Source organism: Curtobacterium sp. YR515 (assembly GCF_900113095.1).
In the GTDB taxonomy this organism is placed as follows: Bacteria; Actinomycetota; Actinomycetes; order Actinomycetales; family Microbacteriaceae; genus Curtobacterium.
This window is the reverse complement of sequence record NZ_FOOD01000002.1, coordinates 29,970-46,499: the sequence shown is the minus strand read 5'-3', so window position 1 is coordinate 46,499 and position 16,530 is coordinate 29,970. Positions and strand designations below refer to the sequence as shown.

Here is a 16,530-nt window from a genome sequence, read left to right as displayed (position 1 = left end):
GAGACATCCGTTTCGCGTTGGTATCCCAGCGCGAAGTACACTTCGTCCTGCCCCCACCCCCTCGCACGAAGGCCCGACCGTGACCCGATCCCTCCGTCTCACCATCGCCGTCGCGACCGCTGCGGTCGCCGCACTCGCGCTCTCGTCCTGCTCGGCGGGCGGCAGCGGCAACGCCGACGGCACCGTCACCGACGGCAAGCTCACCATCGCGACCGGGCAGCCCGCGTACTCGCCCTGGGTCGAGGACAACAAGCCGCAGTCCGGCAAGGGCTTCGAGGCCGCCGTGGCCTACGCCGTCGCGAAGGAGATGGGCTACGACGAGTCCGACGTCGTCTGGAAGCGGAGCACCTTCGACAGCGCCATCGCACCCGGCCCGAAGGACTGGGACCTCAACGTCCAGCAGTTCTCCATCGACGCCAAGCGCAAGAAGGCCGTCGACATGTCGAGCGCGTACTACACGACGACCCAGGCGGTCGTGACGACGCAGTCCTCGAAGGCCGCCGACGACACCACCATCGCGGCGCTGAAGCAGGACGCGATCGGTGTCGCGACCGGGTCGACGAGCATCCAGAGCGTCAAGGACGTCCTCGGGGTCACCCCGCAGGTCTTCAACTCGAACGACGACGCCGTCCTCGCGCTCAAGTCCGGCCAGATCGACGCGATCGTGACCGACCTGCCGACCGCCTTCTACATGTCCGGCGCGCAGCTCGACGGCAAGGGCACGGTCTCGGCGCAGTTCCCGTCCGACGGCACGGGCGACCAGTTCGGCTTCGTGCTGCCGAAGGACTCCGAACTGACGAGCAAGGTCGACAAGGCACTCAAGTCGCTCAAGGCCGACGGCACGCTCGAGGACCTGCAGACCAAGTGGCTCTCCTCGGAGACCGACACCCCCGTCCTGAAGTAGCCGCATGACCGTTCCAGCAGGCGCCGGCACCCCGGTGGCCGCAGCCGCGCCGAGCCAGGTCGAGCTGGAGCGTCGGCTCTACCGTCGGCAGCGCGGACGCCGCTCGATCGTGGTGTCCGTCGCGTCGACGCTCGTCGTGATCGCCGTCGTCTACTTCGGCGTCGTGAACACCCCCGGCTGGGCCGCGGTCCAGCAGTCGTTCTTCGATCCGCAGACCGCGATCGACTCGTTCCCGTCGATCCTCGAGGGCCTCTGGCTGAACATCCGGATCCTGTTCTTCAGCGCCATCGGCGTCGCGGTGTTCGGCACCCTGCTGGCGGTCGTCCGGGGCCTGCGGAGCCCGGTGTTCTTCCCGCTGCGGATGCTCGCCACCGGCTACACCGACCTGTTCCGCGGCCTGCCGCTCATCATCGTGCTGTACCTGGTGGGCTACGGGATCCCCGGGCTCGGGGTCTTCCCGCGCCTCCCCGCCGAGGTCTGGGGCACCATCGCGATCGTGCTCACGTACTCGTCGTACATCGCCGAGGTGCTCCGCGCCGGCATGGAGGCCGTGCACCCCTCGCAGCGCCTCGCCGCCCGGTCGCTCGGGCTGTCGCACGCGAAGACCCTGCGCCTCGTCGTGCTGCCGCAGGCGATCCGCAAGGTCACGCCCGCGCTCATGAACGACTTCGTGTCGATGCAGAAGGACGTCGGTCTCGTGTCGATCCTCGGCGCGGTGGACGCGGTCCGTTCCGCGCAGATCGCCCAGGCCGAGACCTACAACTTCACGCCCTACTTCGTCGCCGGACTGCTCTTCGTCGTGATCAGCCTGCCGCTGATCCGCGTCACGGACGCGATCGCGCGTCGCCAGCAGCGGCGCGAGCAGATCGGAGGGACCGTATGACGGGCCAGGAGGCGCGGATCACCCCCGACACGTCGGCCGCCGTCCTCGAGCTGCGCGGGTTGCGCAAGGCGTTCGGCGAGCACGAGGTCCTGCGCGGGATCGACCTGACGGTGCACCGCCACGAGGTCATCTGCGTCATCGGGGCCTCGGGCTCCGGCAAGTCGACGCTCCTCAAGACGGTGAACCTGCTCGAGGGCATCGACGACGGCGAGATCCTGCTGCAGGGCACGGACATCGCCGATCCCCGCATCGACGTCGACGCCACCCGGGCCCGGATCGGCGTCGTGTTCCAGCAGTTCAACCTGTTCCCGCACATGAGCGTGCTCGACAACGTGACGCTCGCCTCCCGGCAGGTGCACGGCGTCGGCAGGGCGCAGGCAGAGGAGACCGCCCGGCGGCTCCTCGGGCGGATCGGCCTCGCCGACTTCGCCGGGGCCTACCCGGACCGGCTCTCCGGCGGGCAGCAGCAGCGCGTGGCGATCGTGCGGGCGATCGCGTCCGACCCCGAGCTCCTGCTGCTCGACGAGGTCACGAGTGCCCTCGACCCGCAGCTCGTCGGCGAGGTGCTCGACCTGGTGACCGAGCTGAAGCGGCAGGGGTCGACGATCCTGATGACCACGCACGAGATGCACTTCGCGCGGAACGTGGCCGACCGGATCGTGTTCCTGCACCAGGGCGAGGTCGTCGAGCAGGGTGCCCCGGCCGAGGTCCTCGACGCCCCCCAGCACCCCGCGCTCGTCGAGTTCCTCGCCCGCGTCCACGCCTGACGCGCACGCCCGGGGCTCGAACGCTGCGAGCCGACCACCTACGCGACGGGGGCCGGTGTGGCGGGGGCGAGCCGCGCCTCCAGGCCGTCGTCGGCGACCGTCTCAGGGACGTGTGCCGAGCGTCCAGCGGGCAGGAACGCCGCGACGACCGCGCTGACCGCGACCACGGCGGCACCGACCAGCACGGCGGGCTGGGCCGCGTCGACGTAGCCGGTGGGGGTGAGCTCGCCGCCGGCCCCGGTGAAGACGGCGGTCAGGACGGCGATCCCGAGCGCGACGCCGATCTCACGCAGCGTCGAGTTCGCGCCGGAGGCCTTCGCGTGGTCGTGCTGCGGCATCCGCGCGAGCACCGCCGTCGAGATCGGACCGAACACGGCGCCCATCCCGATGCCCGCGAGCAGGAAGCCGGGCAGCAGCGTCGTGAAGGTGACGTCGGCGGCCATCGTCCCGGCGATCCAGAACAGCCCGGCGGAGAGGAACACCATGCCGCCGGTGATGAGCAGCCGCGTGCCGACCCGGGGTGCCACGATGCCCGCGAGCGGGGCGACGACCATCGGCGCGAGGGTCCAGGGCATCGTCCAGACGCCGGCCTCGAGCGGGGTCCGACCCTGCACGACCTGCAGGAACTGGATGAGGATGAACACCGAACCGAACGCGCCGAACGAGAACGTCATCGCGACGACGTTGGCGAGGGCGAAGCTCCGGTCGCGGAAGAACCGGAGGGGCAGGAGCGGAGCGCTGGTGCGGGCCTGCCAGAGCACGAACGCGACGAGCAGGACACCGCCGCCGACCAGGCCGGTGAGCACCTCGCCGCTCGTCCAGCCGGCGTCGTTGCCGCGGACGACCCCGAAGACGACGCCGAGCACGCCGAGGCCGGCGAGCAGCACGCCCACGACGTCGGCGCGGACACGGGCTCCGCGGGTGTTCGGCAGGGCGAAGAGGGCCAGCGGGATCGCGACGATGCCGACCGGGACGTTGAGCCAGAAGATGGCCTCCCAGCTCCAGCCCTCGACGACGGCGCCCCCGATGAGCGGGCCGAGGGCGACGCCGAGGCCGGAGATGCCGCCCCAGACGCCGATGCCGACGGTGCGGAGCCGGTCGGGCACGCTCCCGACGAGCAGGGTGAGGGAGAGCGGCATGATCGCGGCGGCGCCGGCACCCTCGATCGCACGCCAGACGATGAGCGAGGTCGGGTCGGTGCTCACGGCGGCGAACGCGGAGGAGACGGTGAAGACGGCGATGCCGGCGACGAACAGGTGCCGGCGGCCGAGCCGGTCGCCGAGGCCGACGGCCAGGAGCATCAGCGCGGCGAACGCGAGCGTGTAGGCGTTGGTGATCCACTGCAGCTCCTCGACGGAGGCGCCGAGGTCGGCGTGCACGGCGGGCAGCGCGCTGGTGACGACGAGGTTGTCGAGCGTCGCCATGAACATCGGGAGGGATGCGGCTGCGATGGCGAGCCAGACCGGGATGCGTCGTTCCATGGTGGGGATCCGTTCCGTTTGGTAATCCGATGATTACTTACGAAGGGCGACTGTAGTAATCGACTGATAACCTGTCAACCATGACTTCCCCGGCATCTGCACCGGCACCGGCGACGGCCGTCCGCATGCCCGCTGCGCAGCGTCGCGCGATGATCCTCGAGGCGGCACGCGGGCTCTTCGGCAGCCAGGGCTACAACGGCACGACGACCGACCAGATCGCGGCGGCGGCCGGCATCAGCCAGCCGTACGTCGTGCGGATGTTCGGCTCGAAGGAGGCGCTCTTCCTCGAGGTGTTCCGCGACACCCTCGACATCCTGCTCGACGCCTGGCGCGAGACCCTCGCCCACCTCGGGCCCGACGACACCCCGGCGCACGTCATCGGCGAACAGTTCGTCGACCTCGCCGCCGAGCGCGGACTGCACACGCTCCTGCTGCAGGGCTTCGTCTCCGGGGCCGAACCGGCGATCGGTGCCGCGGCCCGGGCCGGGTTCCTCGAGATCTACCGGTTCCTGCGCGACGAGGCCGGGATCGCCGACGACCAGGTCCAGGGGTTCCTCGGCAGCGGCATGATCTTCGCGATCATGCTGGCGATCGACATGCCCTCGCGGTTCGACGAGGACCCGGACGCGGCCGATCTGCTCCGCGCGACGTTCGGGGCGAAGTGCGGGCAGGTGCTCGACCTCGTCCGGGGCCAGCGGGCCGGGGGCACGGGCGCCGCGGGCGCTGCGGGTGCCACGCGCGCCTAGGGCGTCAGCAGCACCTTCCCGACGACCTCGCCGTCCCGGACCCGCCGGTGTGCCTCGGCGGCCTCGACGAGCGGCAGGACCGAGTCGATGACCGGGCGCACCCGACCGTCCGCCACGAACGGCCAGACGTTGTACCGGACGGCCTCGACGATCGCGGCCTTCTCGTCGAGCGGCCGGGCACGCAGGGTCGTCGCACTGATCGTCGCCCGCTTCCGCATCATCGCGCCGAGGTCGAGCTCGCCGGTGCGGCCGCTGCCCGAGGCGATCACGGCGATGTGCCCGTTCGGCGCGAGGACCTCGATGTTCCGAGCCAGGTAGTCCGGCCCGACGACGTCGAGCACCACGTCCACGCCACGGCCCCCGGTGAACTCGAGCGCCCGCGCCACGAAGTCCTCCGAGCGGTGGTCGACCACGAGGTCCGCGCCGAGCTCCCGGGAGGCCTGCACCTTCCGCTCGCCCCCGGACGTCGCGATCACCGTCGCTCCGAGCGCCTTCGCCCAGAGCACCGCGTGCGACCCCATGCCGCCGGTGCCGCCGTGCACGAGCAGGGTCTGTCCGGGTCGGAGCCCGGCGAGCATCCCGACGTTCGAGTACACCGTGCACGCGGCTTCCGGCAGCCCCGCGGCCTCGACGAGGTCGATCCCCTCCGGCACCGGCAGCACCTGGGTCTCCGGGGTGACGACGAGTGCCGCGTAGCCCCCGGCGGACAGCAGCGCGCAGACCCGGTCTCCGACGGCGAACCCCTCGACGCCGTCGCCGAGTGCGCGGACGGTGCCGGAGACCTCGAGGCCGAGGACGTCCGACGCCCCGGGAGGGGGCGGGTAGTTGCCGGCCGCCTGCTGCAGGTCGGCGTTGTTCACCCCGGCGGCCGCGACCTCGATGAGGACCTCGCCGGCTCCGGGGACCGGGTCGGGGAGGTCGTGCAGGTCGAGGGTGCCGTTCTCGGAGGTGATCGCTCGCATGCCCCCGACGCTACCCACGGGACGGACCGTCGGGCACCGGGAACGCGGTCCACCTGTGGATCTCCCATGTAGCCTCGACGCGGATCCGCACCCCGTCCCGGGGTCGCGGGCACGACTCCGGGGGGACCCACCACCATGCGCACCAAGCTCGTCTCGCTCACCACGGCCGCCATCGCCGTCGCACTCCTCGCCGGCTGCTCCGCCGGCGGCTCCGGCTCGGACGCCACGACGGCCGCCAAGTCGACGCCGACCCCGACGCAGACCAAGGCCGAGGCCTGCAAGCTGTTCACGAACGAGGTCACCGACGCCACGAAGGGCATGCAGATGCAGCTCACCGAGCTGCAGAGCGACCCGGAGGCCGCGATGGCGAAGCTCGACGAGTTCGACGCCACGCTCGAGGACAGCGCCGACAAGGTGACCAACACCGAGGTGAAGCCGAAGACCGACGCGTTCGCGGGCGCCTTCTCGGACTTCGTCGGCATGACGAAGGACCTCGCGGCGTCGAAGGACCCGTCCGCGCTGTCCAGCTCCGGCTTCACCGAGGGGCTCCAGAAGCTGGAGACGACGGGCAAGGACTTCCAGGAGGTCTGCCAGTCCTGACGCGCGCCGACGCGTGATCGCGACCCGCGCCTCCAGGGCAGTTCAGGAGGCGCGGGTCGCGTCGTCTACGCCGCCGCCGGTTGCGACGCGTCCAGTCGGGCCACGTCCTCGGGACGGAGCTTGACGGTCGCGGCCGTCACGGAGTCGAGGATCGACTGCGGGCGCGATGCCCCGGGGATGGGGACGACGACGTCGCTCTTCTGCAGCTCCCACGCCAGCGCGACGACCTGCGGGCTGACGCCGCGGTCGCGGGCGATGTACGCGAAGTCCTCGTACGCGGTGCCGAGTTCCGCGGCGTTCGCGATGCCGCCGAGGGGGCTCCACGGCAGGAACGCGATCCCGAGCTCGTCGCACAGCGCGAGTTCCGGTTCGCTCGAGCGGAACTTCGGCGAGAACTGGTTCTGCACCGAGGCCAGTCGGCCGTCGAGGACCTCGTTCGCCGTCCGGATCTGGTCGGGGTCGGCGTTCGAGATGCCGGCCATCCGGATGACGCCCTCGTCGAGGAGTTCGGCGAGCGCACCGATCGAGTCCGCGTAGGGCACGGCCGGGTCGGGACGGTGGAACTGGTAGAGCCCGACGGCGTCCGCGCCGAGGCGCTTCGCGGATGCCTTCGCTGCTTCCTTGAGGTACTCCGGACGGCCGTTCTGCGCCCACGGGCCGGGCTCGGGCCGGAGGTGCCCGCCCTTCGTGGCGATGAGGACGTCCGAGGTGTCGCCGTGGAACTCCCGCACGGCCTTCGCGATGAGCGACTCGTTGTGCCCCACCTCGTCGTGGGCGGCCAGGTGGTACGCGTCGGCGGTGTCGATGAGCGTGACGCCGGCCTCGAGCGCGGCGTGGATCGTCGCGATGGATTGCCGCTCGTCCGGACGCCCCTCGATGGACATGGGCATCCCGCCGAGTCCGATGGCACTGACCGACACGTCTCCGATGACTCGTTGCTTCATGTCCCCAGCATGCGCCGGGAGGGACGGGTCGTGTCCAGGGTCAGCGCCGTGCCCAGGCGGGGGCGTGCTCGGGGAGCGGTCCGAAGGCGATCCCGCGCGCGTAGAGGCCGCGGACCGGCGGCACGTACCGGGCGAGCAGGACGGGGAGCCGCGGCGGGCCGGCCTGGAGGGCCCCGGCGAAGGCCCGCTCGAACACCACGCGGTGCAGGAACGCCTGGGCGGTCTGGACGACCACGGCCGCCGGGGTGCGCCGCCGCTGCACCGCGGCGAGGGCACGGTCGAGGTCCGCGCCGCGGAGCCCCCGTCCGAGCGCCGGCGCCAGGATCGCAGCCGTCGCGACCGCGTCCTGCACCGCCAGGTTGATGCCGACGCCGCCCGCCGGGGACATGGCGTGCGCCGCGTCGCCGATGCAGAGCAGCCCCGGACGCCACCACCGGGTGAGCCGGTCCATCCGGACGTCGAGCACGTGCACGTCGTCCATCGACGCGATCGAGTCCACGCGGCCCGCGAAGTCCGGTCGGAGCCGCGCGACCCGGGGCCGGAAGGCCTCGACCCCGGCGGCGCGGAGGGCCGCGTCCGACCCCTTCGGCGCGAAGTACGCGACCTGGTGGTAATCGGGCCGCGGGAAGCTGAGCAGGACGTCGGTGCCGGAGAACGCCGGGACGAGCGCGGTCGTCGCGTCGCCGGGCTCGCGGGGGAGCCGGAACCACCACGTGTCGAACGGCACCGGGAACGACCGCGGGTGCAGGCCGGCGGCGCTGCGCAGCACCGAGTCACGGCCGTCGCAGGCGATGACGACGTCGGCGCGGAGTTCCTCGGTCACGCCGTCCGGATCGCGGTACGGCGCCAGGTGCACGCCCGTCACGACGCCGTTCTCCTCGATCGTGTCGGTGGCCGCGAGACCCATCGTGATCTCGAACGAGGGCTCCTCGCGGGCGGCGGTGACGAGCAGGTCGAGCAGGTCCCACTGCGGCACCATCGCCACGTGGTCGTACGGCGGGCGCAGGCGCGAGAAGTCGCCGAGGAGCGCGCGCGAACCGTCCGGCAGCGGCAGGGAGAAGTCGTCGAGGCGTGACTGCGGCAGGGCGGCGAACCGCTCCCCGAGCCCGAGCTCGTCGAGCAGCCGGATCGTCGAGGCGTGCACGGTGTCACCGCGGAAGTCCCGGTTGAAGTCGTCGTGCTTCTCGACGACCCGGACCGCGATGCCGGCACGGGCGAGGAGCAGGCCGAGGACGACCCCGGCGGGGCCGCCACCGACCACCGCGACCGTCGTCCGCGAGACCGTCACCATGCCCCGGACGCTACCCCGGTCCGGGCCGCAGCCGTCAGGCGGTGGCGGAGACCGACGAGGACGCCGAGCCGCCGTCCGCCGCCCCCGCGAAGACGACGCCGCCCCACGTGATGACCACGATCGCCAGCACGAAGCCGATCGCGGCGATCCACCACGACGTCCGACGGCGGATCCACGCGCCGATCGACAGGACGATCGTGGCGACGCCGATCACGAACGCACCGCCGACGGCGATCGCGGTCCCACCGATGTAGCCACCCGGGGTGCAGCCGGTGGCGGCGTCGCACGTGGCCGTCGCCGAGATGACGGCGATGATCCCGACGACCGCGGTGACGACCGTCATGACGGCGCCGAACGCCAGGAGCAGCACGGTCGAGATCCGGTCGGCGAGCTTCCCCGGCGGGAACAGCGTCGAGCCGCCCTGCTCCCACGTGGCCCGCTGGGCACCGGTGGGGTCGGAGGGTGCGGACTGCGGCGGACCGCCGGGGACGTTGGACCAGGTCATGGGTGCAGTCCTACCGCGCCTCGACGCCGAACGCCTGTGCGAGGCGCTGGATCTTCTGCGCGCGACCGAGTCGGGGCAGGTCGGAGCCGTCGCGGATGACCCGGCCGCGGGCCTCGAAGTCGTCGAGGAAGTCCTGCGCCCAGGCGACGTCGGTCGGCGTGGGGGAGATGACCTCGTTGATGACGGGCAGCTGCTCGGTGTCGAGGCACAGCTTGCCGGTGAGCCCGAGCGAGACCGCGACCTGCGACTGCTCGCGGAGGATCGGGTGCGACGACCCCACCGTCGGGCCGTCGATCGGCCCGGGCAGGTCGCCCACGCGGGAGGCCACGACGAGCTTCGACCGCGGGTACGCCATCGCGAGCGTGTCCGCGCTCGTCCCGGTGTCCCGCCGGTAGTCGCCCGAGCCGAACGCCAGCCGGAACGCCCCCTGGGCCTTCGCGATCGACACCGACTCCTCGATGCCCAGGGCCGACTCGACCAGGGCGATCACCGGGGTGTGGCCGCCGAGCCGGTGCCACGTGTCGGTGACCTGCGCCGGGGACTCGGTCTTCGCGAGCATGACGCCCTGCAGCCCGGGCAGCCCGCGGAGCTCCTCGACGTCGTCCGCCCAGAAGTCCGTCGTCACGTCGTTGATCCGCACCCAGGCCTCGCCGCCACCGGCCAGCCACGCGGCGACGCCCTGGCGGGCCGACGGCTTGGCGGCGGGGTCCACCGCGTCCTCGATGTCGAGGATGATCTGGTCGGCACGGGACCGCTGCGACTTCTCGAACCGATCGGTCGCGGTGCCGGAGACGAGGAGCCACGAACGGGAGATCTCGGCGGGGACCGATCGACGCCGGTTCGGTGCGGGAGCGGACTCCGGCGCGGGGGTGGGGGGAGCGGTGCGGTCGTCGATGGCCATGCCCCGTTGGTACCACACCGGCGCGCCCGGTCGCGCATCGGCGGGGGCCGGAAAGTCCGAAACCTCGGTTCATTGCCAGAGTGCCAGCCCGCTTCCGCCTACAGTGTCGGATGTGTGGCGAGCGGACAGGGTGACCGACGGCGAGGACGACGTGAACGACGACGTCCCCGTCGAGGGCGCCGACGCGCCCGCGGACGGGCGTGACGGACAGCAGGACGGGCGTGACGGACAGCAGGACGGGCGCGACGGACAGCAGGGGGAGCAGGACCGACGGGGGCAGCAGGAAGAGACCGCCGTGACGGACGAACCCGACCGCACCCTGCGCCCGGAACTGCAGCTCACGAGTCCGCAGGCGATCAGCCTGGGTGATCCGCGCCTCCAGGCCGGCAACGCCGCCGAGCCCGCCTGGGACGTCTGGCGCAAGCAGCTGACCGGCGTCGGCGGCACCAGCCCCCTCACGCACTTCGCCGACCACCCCCGGGCCCGCATCGAGCTCTCGACGACGCACCCGGGCGGCCTCGCGCAGTTCATCACCGGCAAGACGACCCTGCTGTCGAGCCTGATCCGTGACGAGGTTGCACTCCGGGCCGCCCGCATCGCCGCCGGTCACGTCGAGGCCAAGGGCACCGAGCTGTCCACCGTGCGCGGCATCGACGCCGTGAAGCTCGGCATCGGCATGGCCGACTGGCAGCACGGCGACGAGCAGTTCCGCGGCCCGGTGCTGCTGCGCCCGCTCGCGATCCGTCGGCACGGCCGCGACTTCGAGGTCCGCCTGCTCGGCGAGCCCGTCCTCAACCCCGGCCTCGCCGACGCGCTCCACGAGCAGTTCGGCGTCATCCTCGACGCCCAGTCCTTCGTGGCGCTCGCGCAGCAGGACGGCTCGTTCACCCCGAACCCGGTGATCGACCGGCTCCGCGGGCTCACCGCGCACATCCCGGGCTTCTCGGTGCACGCACGCCTGGTCGTGTCCACCTTCGCCGAGGTCGCGACCGGGATGGTCGAGGACACCGAGGACCTGTCCCACCCGGTGCTCGACGCCCTCGCCGGCAACCCGAGCGCCAAGTGGCAGGTCGAGCAGTCGTACCACCCGGTCGAGCAGACCCCGTCGGACGAGCGGAGCCCGGAGACCGACACGCTCCTGCTCGACGCCGACGACGAGCAGGAGAACGTGATCGCGCAGATCACGGCCGGCAACTCGATCGTGGTGAAGACCCTCCCCGGCACGGGTGGCACGCAGACGATCGTGAACGCGCTCGGCGGCCTCGTCGCGGCGAACAAGCGCGTCCTCGTGGTGAGCCCGCGCCGTGCGACCCTGCGCGGCATCGCGGCGCGGTTCTCCGAGGTGCAGCTCCCCGGTGTCGCCGTCACCCCGGGCACCCTCCGTCGTGACGTCGTCCGTGCGATCGCCCGCAACGAGAAGGCCTCGCGTCCGAACCTGCGCGAGGTCGACGACGCCCTGGTCCGGCTCCGCAAGGTCCTCAAGGACTACCGCGGCTCGCTGACGCGCGTCGACCCCGACTTCCGCGTCTCGGTGCTCGACTGCCTGGTCGAGCTGTCGCGCCTGTCGCTGCTGCCCGTCCCGCCGTCGACGACCGCACGCCTGTCGAAGACCTCGGTGACGAGCATGGTCGAGGGGCGCTCGCGCGTCGCCGAGACGATGGTCAGCGCCGCGAACCTCGGCGAGTTCCGCTACGGCCCGGACGACTCGCCCTGGTACGGCGCGAAGTTCTCCTCGAGCGACGGTGCCCAGCGCGCCCACCGGATCGCGAAGGACCTCGACGCCGACGGCCTGCCGACCCTGCTCCGACGTGCCCACGACCTCGTCGCGACGACGCACATGCGGCAGTTCACGACGATCAACGAGCTCGGCATCTACCTGCGCCTGCTCACCGAGATCCGCGACACCCTCGACCGCTTCCTGCCCGTCGTCTTCGACCGCTCGGTGTCCGAGCTCGTGGCCGCCACCGCCCCGCGCGGCGAGGGTGCGCCGATGTCGAGCACGAACCGGCGCCGGCTGAAGAAGCTCGCCCGCGAGTACGTCCGCCCCGGTGTGCACGTGTCCGACCTGCACGAAGCGCTGACCCGCGTCCAGCAGCAGCGCGTCCTCTGGCAGCGCTACGTCGCCGCCGGCGTGAACCCCGAGGTGCCCACCGGCATCGCGGACGTCCAGGTCCTGTTCTCGAACGTCGTCGAGGACCTCGCGCGCCTCGACGAGCCGCTGGGTCGCACCGCCCGCGAGACCCAGCTGGCGAACGTCCCGATCGACGAGCTCGTCCCGACGATCGCCCGCCTCGCCGAGGAGTCCGACGTCCTGCACAACCTGCAGGAGCGGACCGAGCTCATGCAGACACTGCGCGACCTGCAGCTCGAACCACTCATCACGGACCTGGCGAACCGGCACGTGCCGGACACCCACGTCCCCGCCGAGCTCGAGCTCGCGTGGTGGCAGTCCGCCCTCGAGACGATGCTCGAGTCCGACCGGGCACTGCTCGGCGCGAACACCGACATGCTCGACCGGGTCGAGGCCGACTTCCGGCTCGTCGACGACGCGCACGCGGCCGGGGTCTCCCAGGGCCTGGCGTGGCAGCTGGCCGAGAACTGGAAGGTCGGACTCGTCGACTGGCCGGACGAGGCCACCGCGCTGAAGACCCAGCTGCGGGACGGCGCGATCACCTCGCGTCTGCTGCAGGACTCCGCGCCGCACCTGTCCCGGTCGATCGCACCGGTGTGGCTCGCGTCGCCCTACGAGGTGTCGCAGATCGCCGACACGATGCCCTTCGACACCGTGATCCTCGTCGACGCGGGCGCCGTCACCATCGCCGAGACCGTCGGGGCCGTCCGCCGTGCCCGTCAGACCGTCGTGTTCGGCGACCCGGTCACGCAGACCCCGTCGCCGTTCCGGATCGCGGTCGACCCGGCGCACCGCGCACTGCAGGTCGACGAGGGCACGCTCGACGCCTTCCACGCCGACTCCGCGCTCGCGAAGCTGTCCACGCTGCTGCCGACCCTGTCGCTCACCCGCTCGTACCGCGCCGGCGGCGAGGACCTCGCCGAGCTCGTCAACCGTCGCTTCTACGGTGGACGCATCGAGTCGCTGCCCTGGGCCGGCTCGTTCCTCGGGCACGGCTCGATCGCGCTCGACTACGTCAGCGACGGCAAGGCCGTGCCGGACCCCGAATCGGGGGCGGTCGAGAGCGTCGACGCCGAGGTGGACCGCGTCGTACGGCTCGTCACGGACCACGCCCGCACCCGTCCGACCGAGTCGCTCATGGTCATCACCGCCTCGGCGAAGCACGCCGTCCGCGTCGAGCAGGCCGTGCTCACCGCGGCGCAGGGGCACAAGGACCTCACCGAGTTCGTCATCGGCGACCGGGCCGAGCCGTTCATCGTCGCGACGCTCGAGCAGTCCGTCGCCCAGAGCCGCGACCGCGTCGTGTTCTCGATCGGCTACGGTCGCACCCCGCACGGCCGTGTCCTGCGCGACTTCGGTCCGCTCGGCAAGCCCGGTGGGGAGCGCCTGCTCGCCGTCGCGATGACCCGGGCACGTCGCTCGATGGTCATCGTCACCTGCTTCCAGCCGTCCGACATCGAGGCCGAGCGGATGGGCCACGGCACCGTCGCCCTCGCCGAGATCCTCGCCGAGGTCCGTGCGCGCACCACGGCCGAGTACGTCCCGGACGACTCGGATCCGCTGCTCGTCGACCTCGCCCGTCGCCTCGAGATGCGCGGCATCCCCGTCGCGCTCGGCCACCGCGGCAAGCTCGGCCTGGTCGCCGCGCACGGTGGGGTGTGCGTCACGATCGAGACCGACGCGACGCTCGTGAAGGGGTCGCTCCGCGAGTCGCTCCGGCTCCGACCCGAGGTGCTCCGCCGACTCGGGTGGCACTACGTGCGCGTGCACGCGTTCCAGCTCTTCTCCGACCCGGACCGCGTCGCGAACACCGTCGCCGCCGTGCTCGGGGTCGACCGCGGTGCCACGCAGGAGATCTCGATCCCCCCGATCCCCGCACGCCGGTGACTCCTCGGCCGAGCCGGCGGGCCTCCCGGCCGGCCGGTCCGGTGACGCCCGAGACGGACCAGCTGGTGGGCACGTGGACGCGGGCCGACGACGCGTCGTCAGCCGCGCCTCCCGTCCCAGGAGCAGCGCACGACCGTGAGCCGGACGACCGCCCAGGAGGCGCGGCTCGCCCCCGCAGGCGCGTCACCACCCAGCCGGTGCCGGGCTACGACCCGGTGGCGCCGCCGGAACCGGCCCGCCACCGCGACGGGGAGAACGACGACCAGCTCCGGCGCGACGTCCCGCCGCACTGGTGAGCAGGTAGCCTGTCCTGCGATGACTGACACCGTGCGGGAGCGCCCCGACTGGCAGACCTGGCCGAACCTGATCTCGCTGTTCCGGCTGCTGCTGATCCCGGTGTTCGTGTGGCTCGTCGTCGCCGGACACCCCGGCTGGGCGCTCGTCGCGCTCGTCGTCATCGGGGTGAGCGACTGGGCGGACGGCTTCATCGCGCGCAAGTTCGACCAGGGCTCGAAGCTCGGCAAGGCGATCGACCCCGTCGCCGACCGACTCGCGATCATCGCGATCGTGCTGTCGCTCGTGCTGACCGGCTTGCTGCCGTGGTGGGTCGTCGCCGTCGTGGTGCTCGTCGACCTGGTGCTCGTCGTGCTCTCGAGCGTGCTGTTCCACGGCAACCCCGACCTCGACGTCACGTGGACCGGCAAGATCCGGTCGGCGCTGCTCTTCGTCGGGCTGCCGGTGCTGCTGTTCTCCGCGGTGCACACCGTCGACGAGAACGCGCCGTGGGTCCGCGTCGTCGCCCTCGTGTTCGTCTACCTCGGGACCGCCGGGCACGTGCTGGCGGGCGTCCAGTACGCGATCGCGATGTTCGCGAAGCGGCGCGAGGTGTCGGCCGCGCGCTGACGCCCCGCCGCGCGCTGGCGCCGGCCGCGCGCTGACGCTGGCCGTTCGCACAAGCAAAACCCGCCCGAGCCACGTGATCGCGTGGTTCGGGCGGGTTTCGGTTGTGCGGGAGCAGCTAGAGCTTCGTCGTGCCGCCGATACCGGGACCCTCGGGAGCGGTCGACGGCGCCACGTGCGCACCGCCACCGGTGTTCGCGGGCACGCCGTTCTGCGAGCGGAGCAGGTCGCGGATCTCGAGCAGCACCTCGACGTCGGTCGGCGGAACGTCCTGCGGCGTCTGCTCCTCGTCGTTCTTGACCCGTTCGAACGCGACCTTCTTGAGGTGGTTCACGGGGAGCACGAGGGCGAAGTACACGACGGCCGCGACGATGACGAAGTTGATCACCGCGCCGATCACCGAGCCGAACATCAGCGTCGCCGGCTTGCCGCCCGCCACGGTCGGGATGTCGACCTTGAGCGCGTCGTCGAGGCTCGACGCGTTGAACACCGCGCCGATCGCCGGGTTGATGATCGCGTTCACGATGACGGTCACGATGGCGGTGAACGCTGCACCGATGACGACTGCGACGGCCAGGTCGATGACGTTGCCGCGGAGCAGGAACTCCTTGAAGCCCTTCACGGGACTCCTTCCGGGTCGAGGACGGCCGCCGGACGGCGACCCCATCAACCTACCGAGGAGTCCGGACCCCGGTCAGGACCCGGCGGGCTTCGGCGTGGTCGAGGCAGCGGGCTTCGCTGCTGCGGGCTTCGACTCGGACTTCGCCGGCGTCGAGGACGACGACGACGAGGACGACGACTCGGACGAGCCCGACGACTCCGACGAGCCCTTCGGCGCTGCCCTGGAATCGGTCCGGTAGAAGCCGCCCCCGTTGAACGTCACCCCGACCGGCGAGAAGACCTTGCGCAGCACGCCGCCGCACGCCGGGCACTCGGTGAGCGTGGCGTCGGAGAACGACTGCTTGATGTCGAAGGCGTTGCCGCACTCCGTGCAGCGGTACGAGTAGGTGGGCACCCTAGCTCCGGAAGGTGATGATGCGCGACGGCGTGATGATGCCGTCGACGGGTTCGTCGTGGGTCTCGCGCGGGACCTCGTCGAGGTACTCCGCGTCGAAGATCACAGCATAGACGGGCGGGCGGTTCGCCATCGACCCGAGCGTCTTGTCGTAGTAGCCGCGTCCCCAGCCCATCCGGACGCCGTCGTGTCCCACCGCGGCGGCGGGGGCGAGGATCGCGTCGACGTCGTTGATCGCGAGGGGGGAGAGCACCTCGCCGACGACCTCGGGCACGCCGGCCAGCCCCTCGGCCTCGGAGGCGCCGTCGCCGACCGCCCAGTCGAGCAGGCCGTCCTCGCGGGTGATCGGCAGGAGCACCCGGATGCCGCGCTCGAACGCCCAGTTCAGGAACGGGCGGACGTCGGGTTCCTCGGGTGCGGAGAGGTACAGCGCGATCGACTCGACCTGGCGCTCCTCGGCGAAGCGCTGCAGGGTCGCGGTGAGCGCCGCGGTGTCGGTCTCGCGTTCGGTCGTGGTCCGGGTGCGCCGCCGCTGCCGGAGCTCGGCTCGCAGGGCGCGCTTCTCGTTCCCGAGATCGGCGATCATGCCGAGGAGTCTACCGAGGGCACGTCT

At 71.9% G+C, this 16,530-nt stretch carries 17 protein-coding genes; 8 read left to right on the top strand and 9 right to left on the bottom strand.

Going from position 1 to position 16,530, the window contains the following annotated elements:
* Nucleotides 1-79 precede the first annotated feature (79 nt).
* Genes BM028_RS04960 through BM028_RS04950 form a run of 3 tightly spaced genes read left to right on the top strand, consistent with a single transcriptional unit; the run spans nt 80 to nt 2,554 of the window.
* On the top strand, nt 80-904 hold the full coding sequence (locus BM028_RS04960; RefSeq protein WP_092385055.1) for an ABC transporter substrate-binding protein: 825 nt from the start codon (nt 80-82) through the stop codon (nt 902-904).
* A gap of 4 nt (nt 905-908) precedes the next feature.
* Nucleotides 909-1,787: an amino acid ABC transporter permease gene (locus tag BM028_RS04955; protein WP_070417856.1), complete on the top strand. Its 879-nt coding sequence runs from the start codon at nt 909-911 to the stop codon at nt 1,785-1,787.
* A complete protein-coding gene (locus BM028_RS04950; protein WP_070417857.1) occupies nt 1,784-2,554 on the top strand; it encodes an amino acid ABC transporter ATP-binding protein in 771 nt (256 codons plus the stop codon). Before BM028_RS04955 ends, BM028_RS04950 begins: the two co-directional genes overlap by 4 nt.
* Nucleotides 2,555-2,592: 38 nt before the next feature.
* Here the strand turns inward: BM028_RS04950 and BM028_RS04945 are convergent, their stop codons facing one another.
* Nucleotides 2,593-4,035: a DHA2 family efflux MFS transporter permease subunit gene (locus BM028_RS04945; protein WP_092385053.1), complete on the bottom strand. Its 1,443-nt coding sequence runs from the start codon at nt 4,033-4,035 to the stop codon at nt 2,593-2,595.
* Nucleotides 4,036-4,115: 80 nt separating this feature from the next.
* On the opposite strand from BM028_RS04945, the gene BM028_RS04940 reads away from it, so the two are divergent.
* Nucleotides 4,116-4,781: a TetR/AcrR family transcriptional regulator gene (locus BM028_RS04940; RefSeq protein ID WP_092385051.1), complete on the top strand. Its 666-nt coding sequence runs from the start codon at nt 4,116-4,118 to the stop codon at nt 4,779-4,781.
* Here the strand turns inward: BM028_RS04940 and BM028_RS04935 are convergent.
* Nucleotides 4,778-5,743, bottom strand: a complete 966-nt coding sequence (locus tag BM028_RS04935) for an NAD(P)H-quinone oxidoreductase (protein WP_092385049.1) — start codon at nt 5,741-5,743, stop codon at nt 4,778-4,780. The genes BM028_RS04940 and BM028_RS04935 overlap by 4 nt on opposite strands.
* 135 nt (nt 5,744-5,878) lie before the next feature.
* Here BM028_RS04935 and BM028_RS04930 point away from each other — a divergent pair, with 135 nt between their 5' ends.
* Nucleotides 5,879-6,343, top strand: a complete 465-nt coding sequence (locus tag BM028_RS04930) for a hypothetical protein (protein WP_071302054.1) — start codon at nt 5,879-5,881, stop codon at nt 6,341-6,343.
* A gap of 65 nt (nt 6,344-6,408) precedes the next feature.
* Here the strand turns inward: BM028_RS04930 and BM028_RS04925 are convergent, their stop codons facing one another.
* Genes BM028_RS04925 through BM028_RS04910 form a run of 4 tightly spaced genes read right to left on the bottom strand, consistent with a single transcriptional unit; the run spans nt 6,409 to nt 9,984 of the window.
* Entirely contained in the window at nt 6,409-7,287 is an 879-nt protein-coding gene (locus BM028_RS04925; protein WP_092385047.1) for an aldo/keto reductase, read from the bottom strand.
* Between the two features lie 40 nt (nt 7,288-7,327).
* Nucleotides 7,328-8,578, bottom strand: a complete 1,251-nt coding sequence (locus BM028_RS04920; protein WP_092385045.1) for an FAD-dependent oxidoreductase — start codon at nt 8,576-8,578, stop codon at nt 7,328-7,330.
* 34 nt (nt 8,579-8,612) lie between these two features.
* Nucleotides 8,613-9,083 carry a DUF6264 family protein gene (locus BM028_RS04915; RefSeq protein ID WP_092385043.1) on the bottom strand — a complete coding sequence of 157 codons (471 nt, stop codon included), beginning with the start codon at nt 9,081-9,083 and terminating at the stop codon, nt 8,613-8,615.
* A gap of 10 nt (nt 9,084-9,093) precedes the next feature.
* Nucleotides 9,094-9,984, bottom strand: a complete 891-nt coding sequence (locus tag BM028_RS04910; protein ID WP_254789410.1) for an HpcH/HpaI aldolase/citrate lyase family protein — start codon at nt 9,982-9,984, stop codon at nt 9,094-9,096.
* Nucleotides 9,985-10,114: 130 nt separating this feature from the next.
* Between BM028_RS04910 and BM028_RS04905 the strand changes: the two genes are divergently transcribed.
* From BM028_RS04905 to BM028_RS04895, 3 genes are all read left to right on the top strand, one after another.
* On the top strand, nt 10,115-14,002 hold the full coding sequence (locus tag BM028_RS04905; RefSeq protein WP_092385041.1) for an ATP-binding protein: 3,888 nt from the start codon (nt 10,115-10,117) through the stop codon (nt 14,000-14,002).
* A 65-nt stretch (nt 14,003-14,067) separates the two neighbouring features.
* A complete protein-coding gene (locus tag BM028_RS18170) occupies nt 14,068-14,298 on the top strand; it encodes a hypothetical protein (protein ID WP_139219750.1) in 231 nt (76 codons plus the stop codon).
* Between the two features lie 19 nt (nt 14,299-14,317).
* Entirely contained in the window at nt 14,318-14,905 is a 588-nt protein-coding gene (locus tag BM028_RS04895) for a CDP-alcohol phosphatidyltransferase family protein (protein WP_070417866.1), read from the top strand.
* Between the two features lie 115 nt (nt 14,906-15,020).
* Here BM028_RS04895 and mscL read toward each other — a convergent pair whose 3' ends face one another.
* The 3 genes from mscL to BM028_RS04880 form a co-directional block, all read right to left on the bottom strand.
* Nucleotides 15,021-15,524 carry a large conductance mechanosensitive channel protein MscL gene (gene mscL / locus BM028_RS04890; protein WP_070417867.1) on the bottom strand — a complete coding sequence of 168 codons (504 nt, stop codon included), beginning with the start codon at nt 15,522-15,524 and terminating at the stop codon, nt 15,021-15,023.
* Between the two features lie 72 nt (nt 15,525-15,596).
* The gene (locus BM028_RS04885; protein WP_092385037.1) at nt 15,597-15,917 is read right to left on the bottom strand and encodes an FmdB family zinc ribbon protein; all 321 of its coding nucleotides are present in this window, start codon (nt 15,915-15,917) and stop codon (nt 15,597-15,599) included.
* 1 nt (nt 15,918) lies between these two features.
* Complete coding sequence (locus tag BM028_RS04880) at nt 15,919-16,503, bottom strand: 5-formyltetrahydrofolate cyclo-ligase (RefSeq protein ID WP_070417869.1); 585 nt, start codon at nt 16,501-16,503, stop codon at nt 15,919-15,921.
* Nucleotides 16,504-16,530 lie beyond the last annotated feature (27 nt).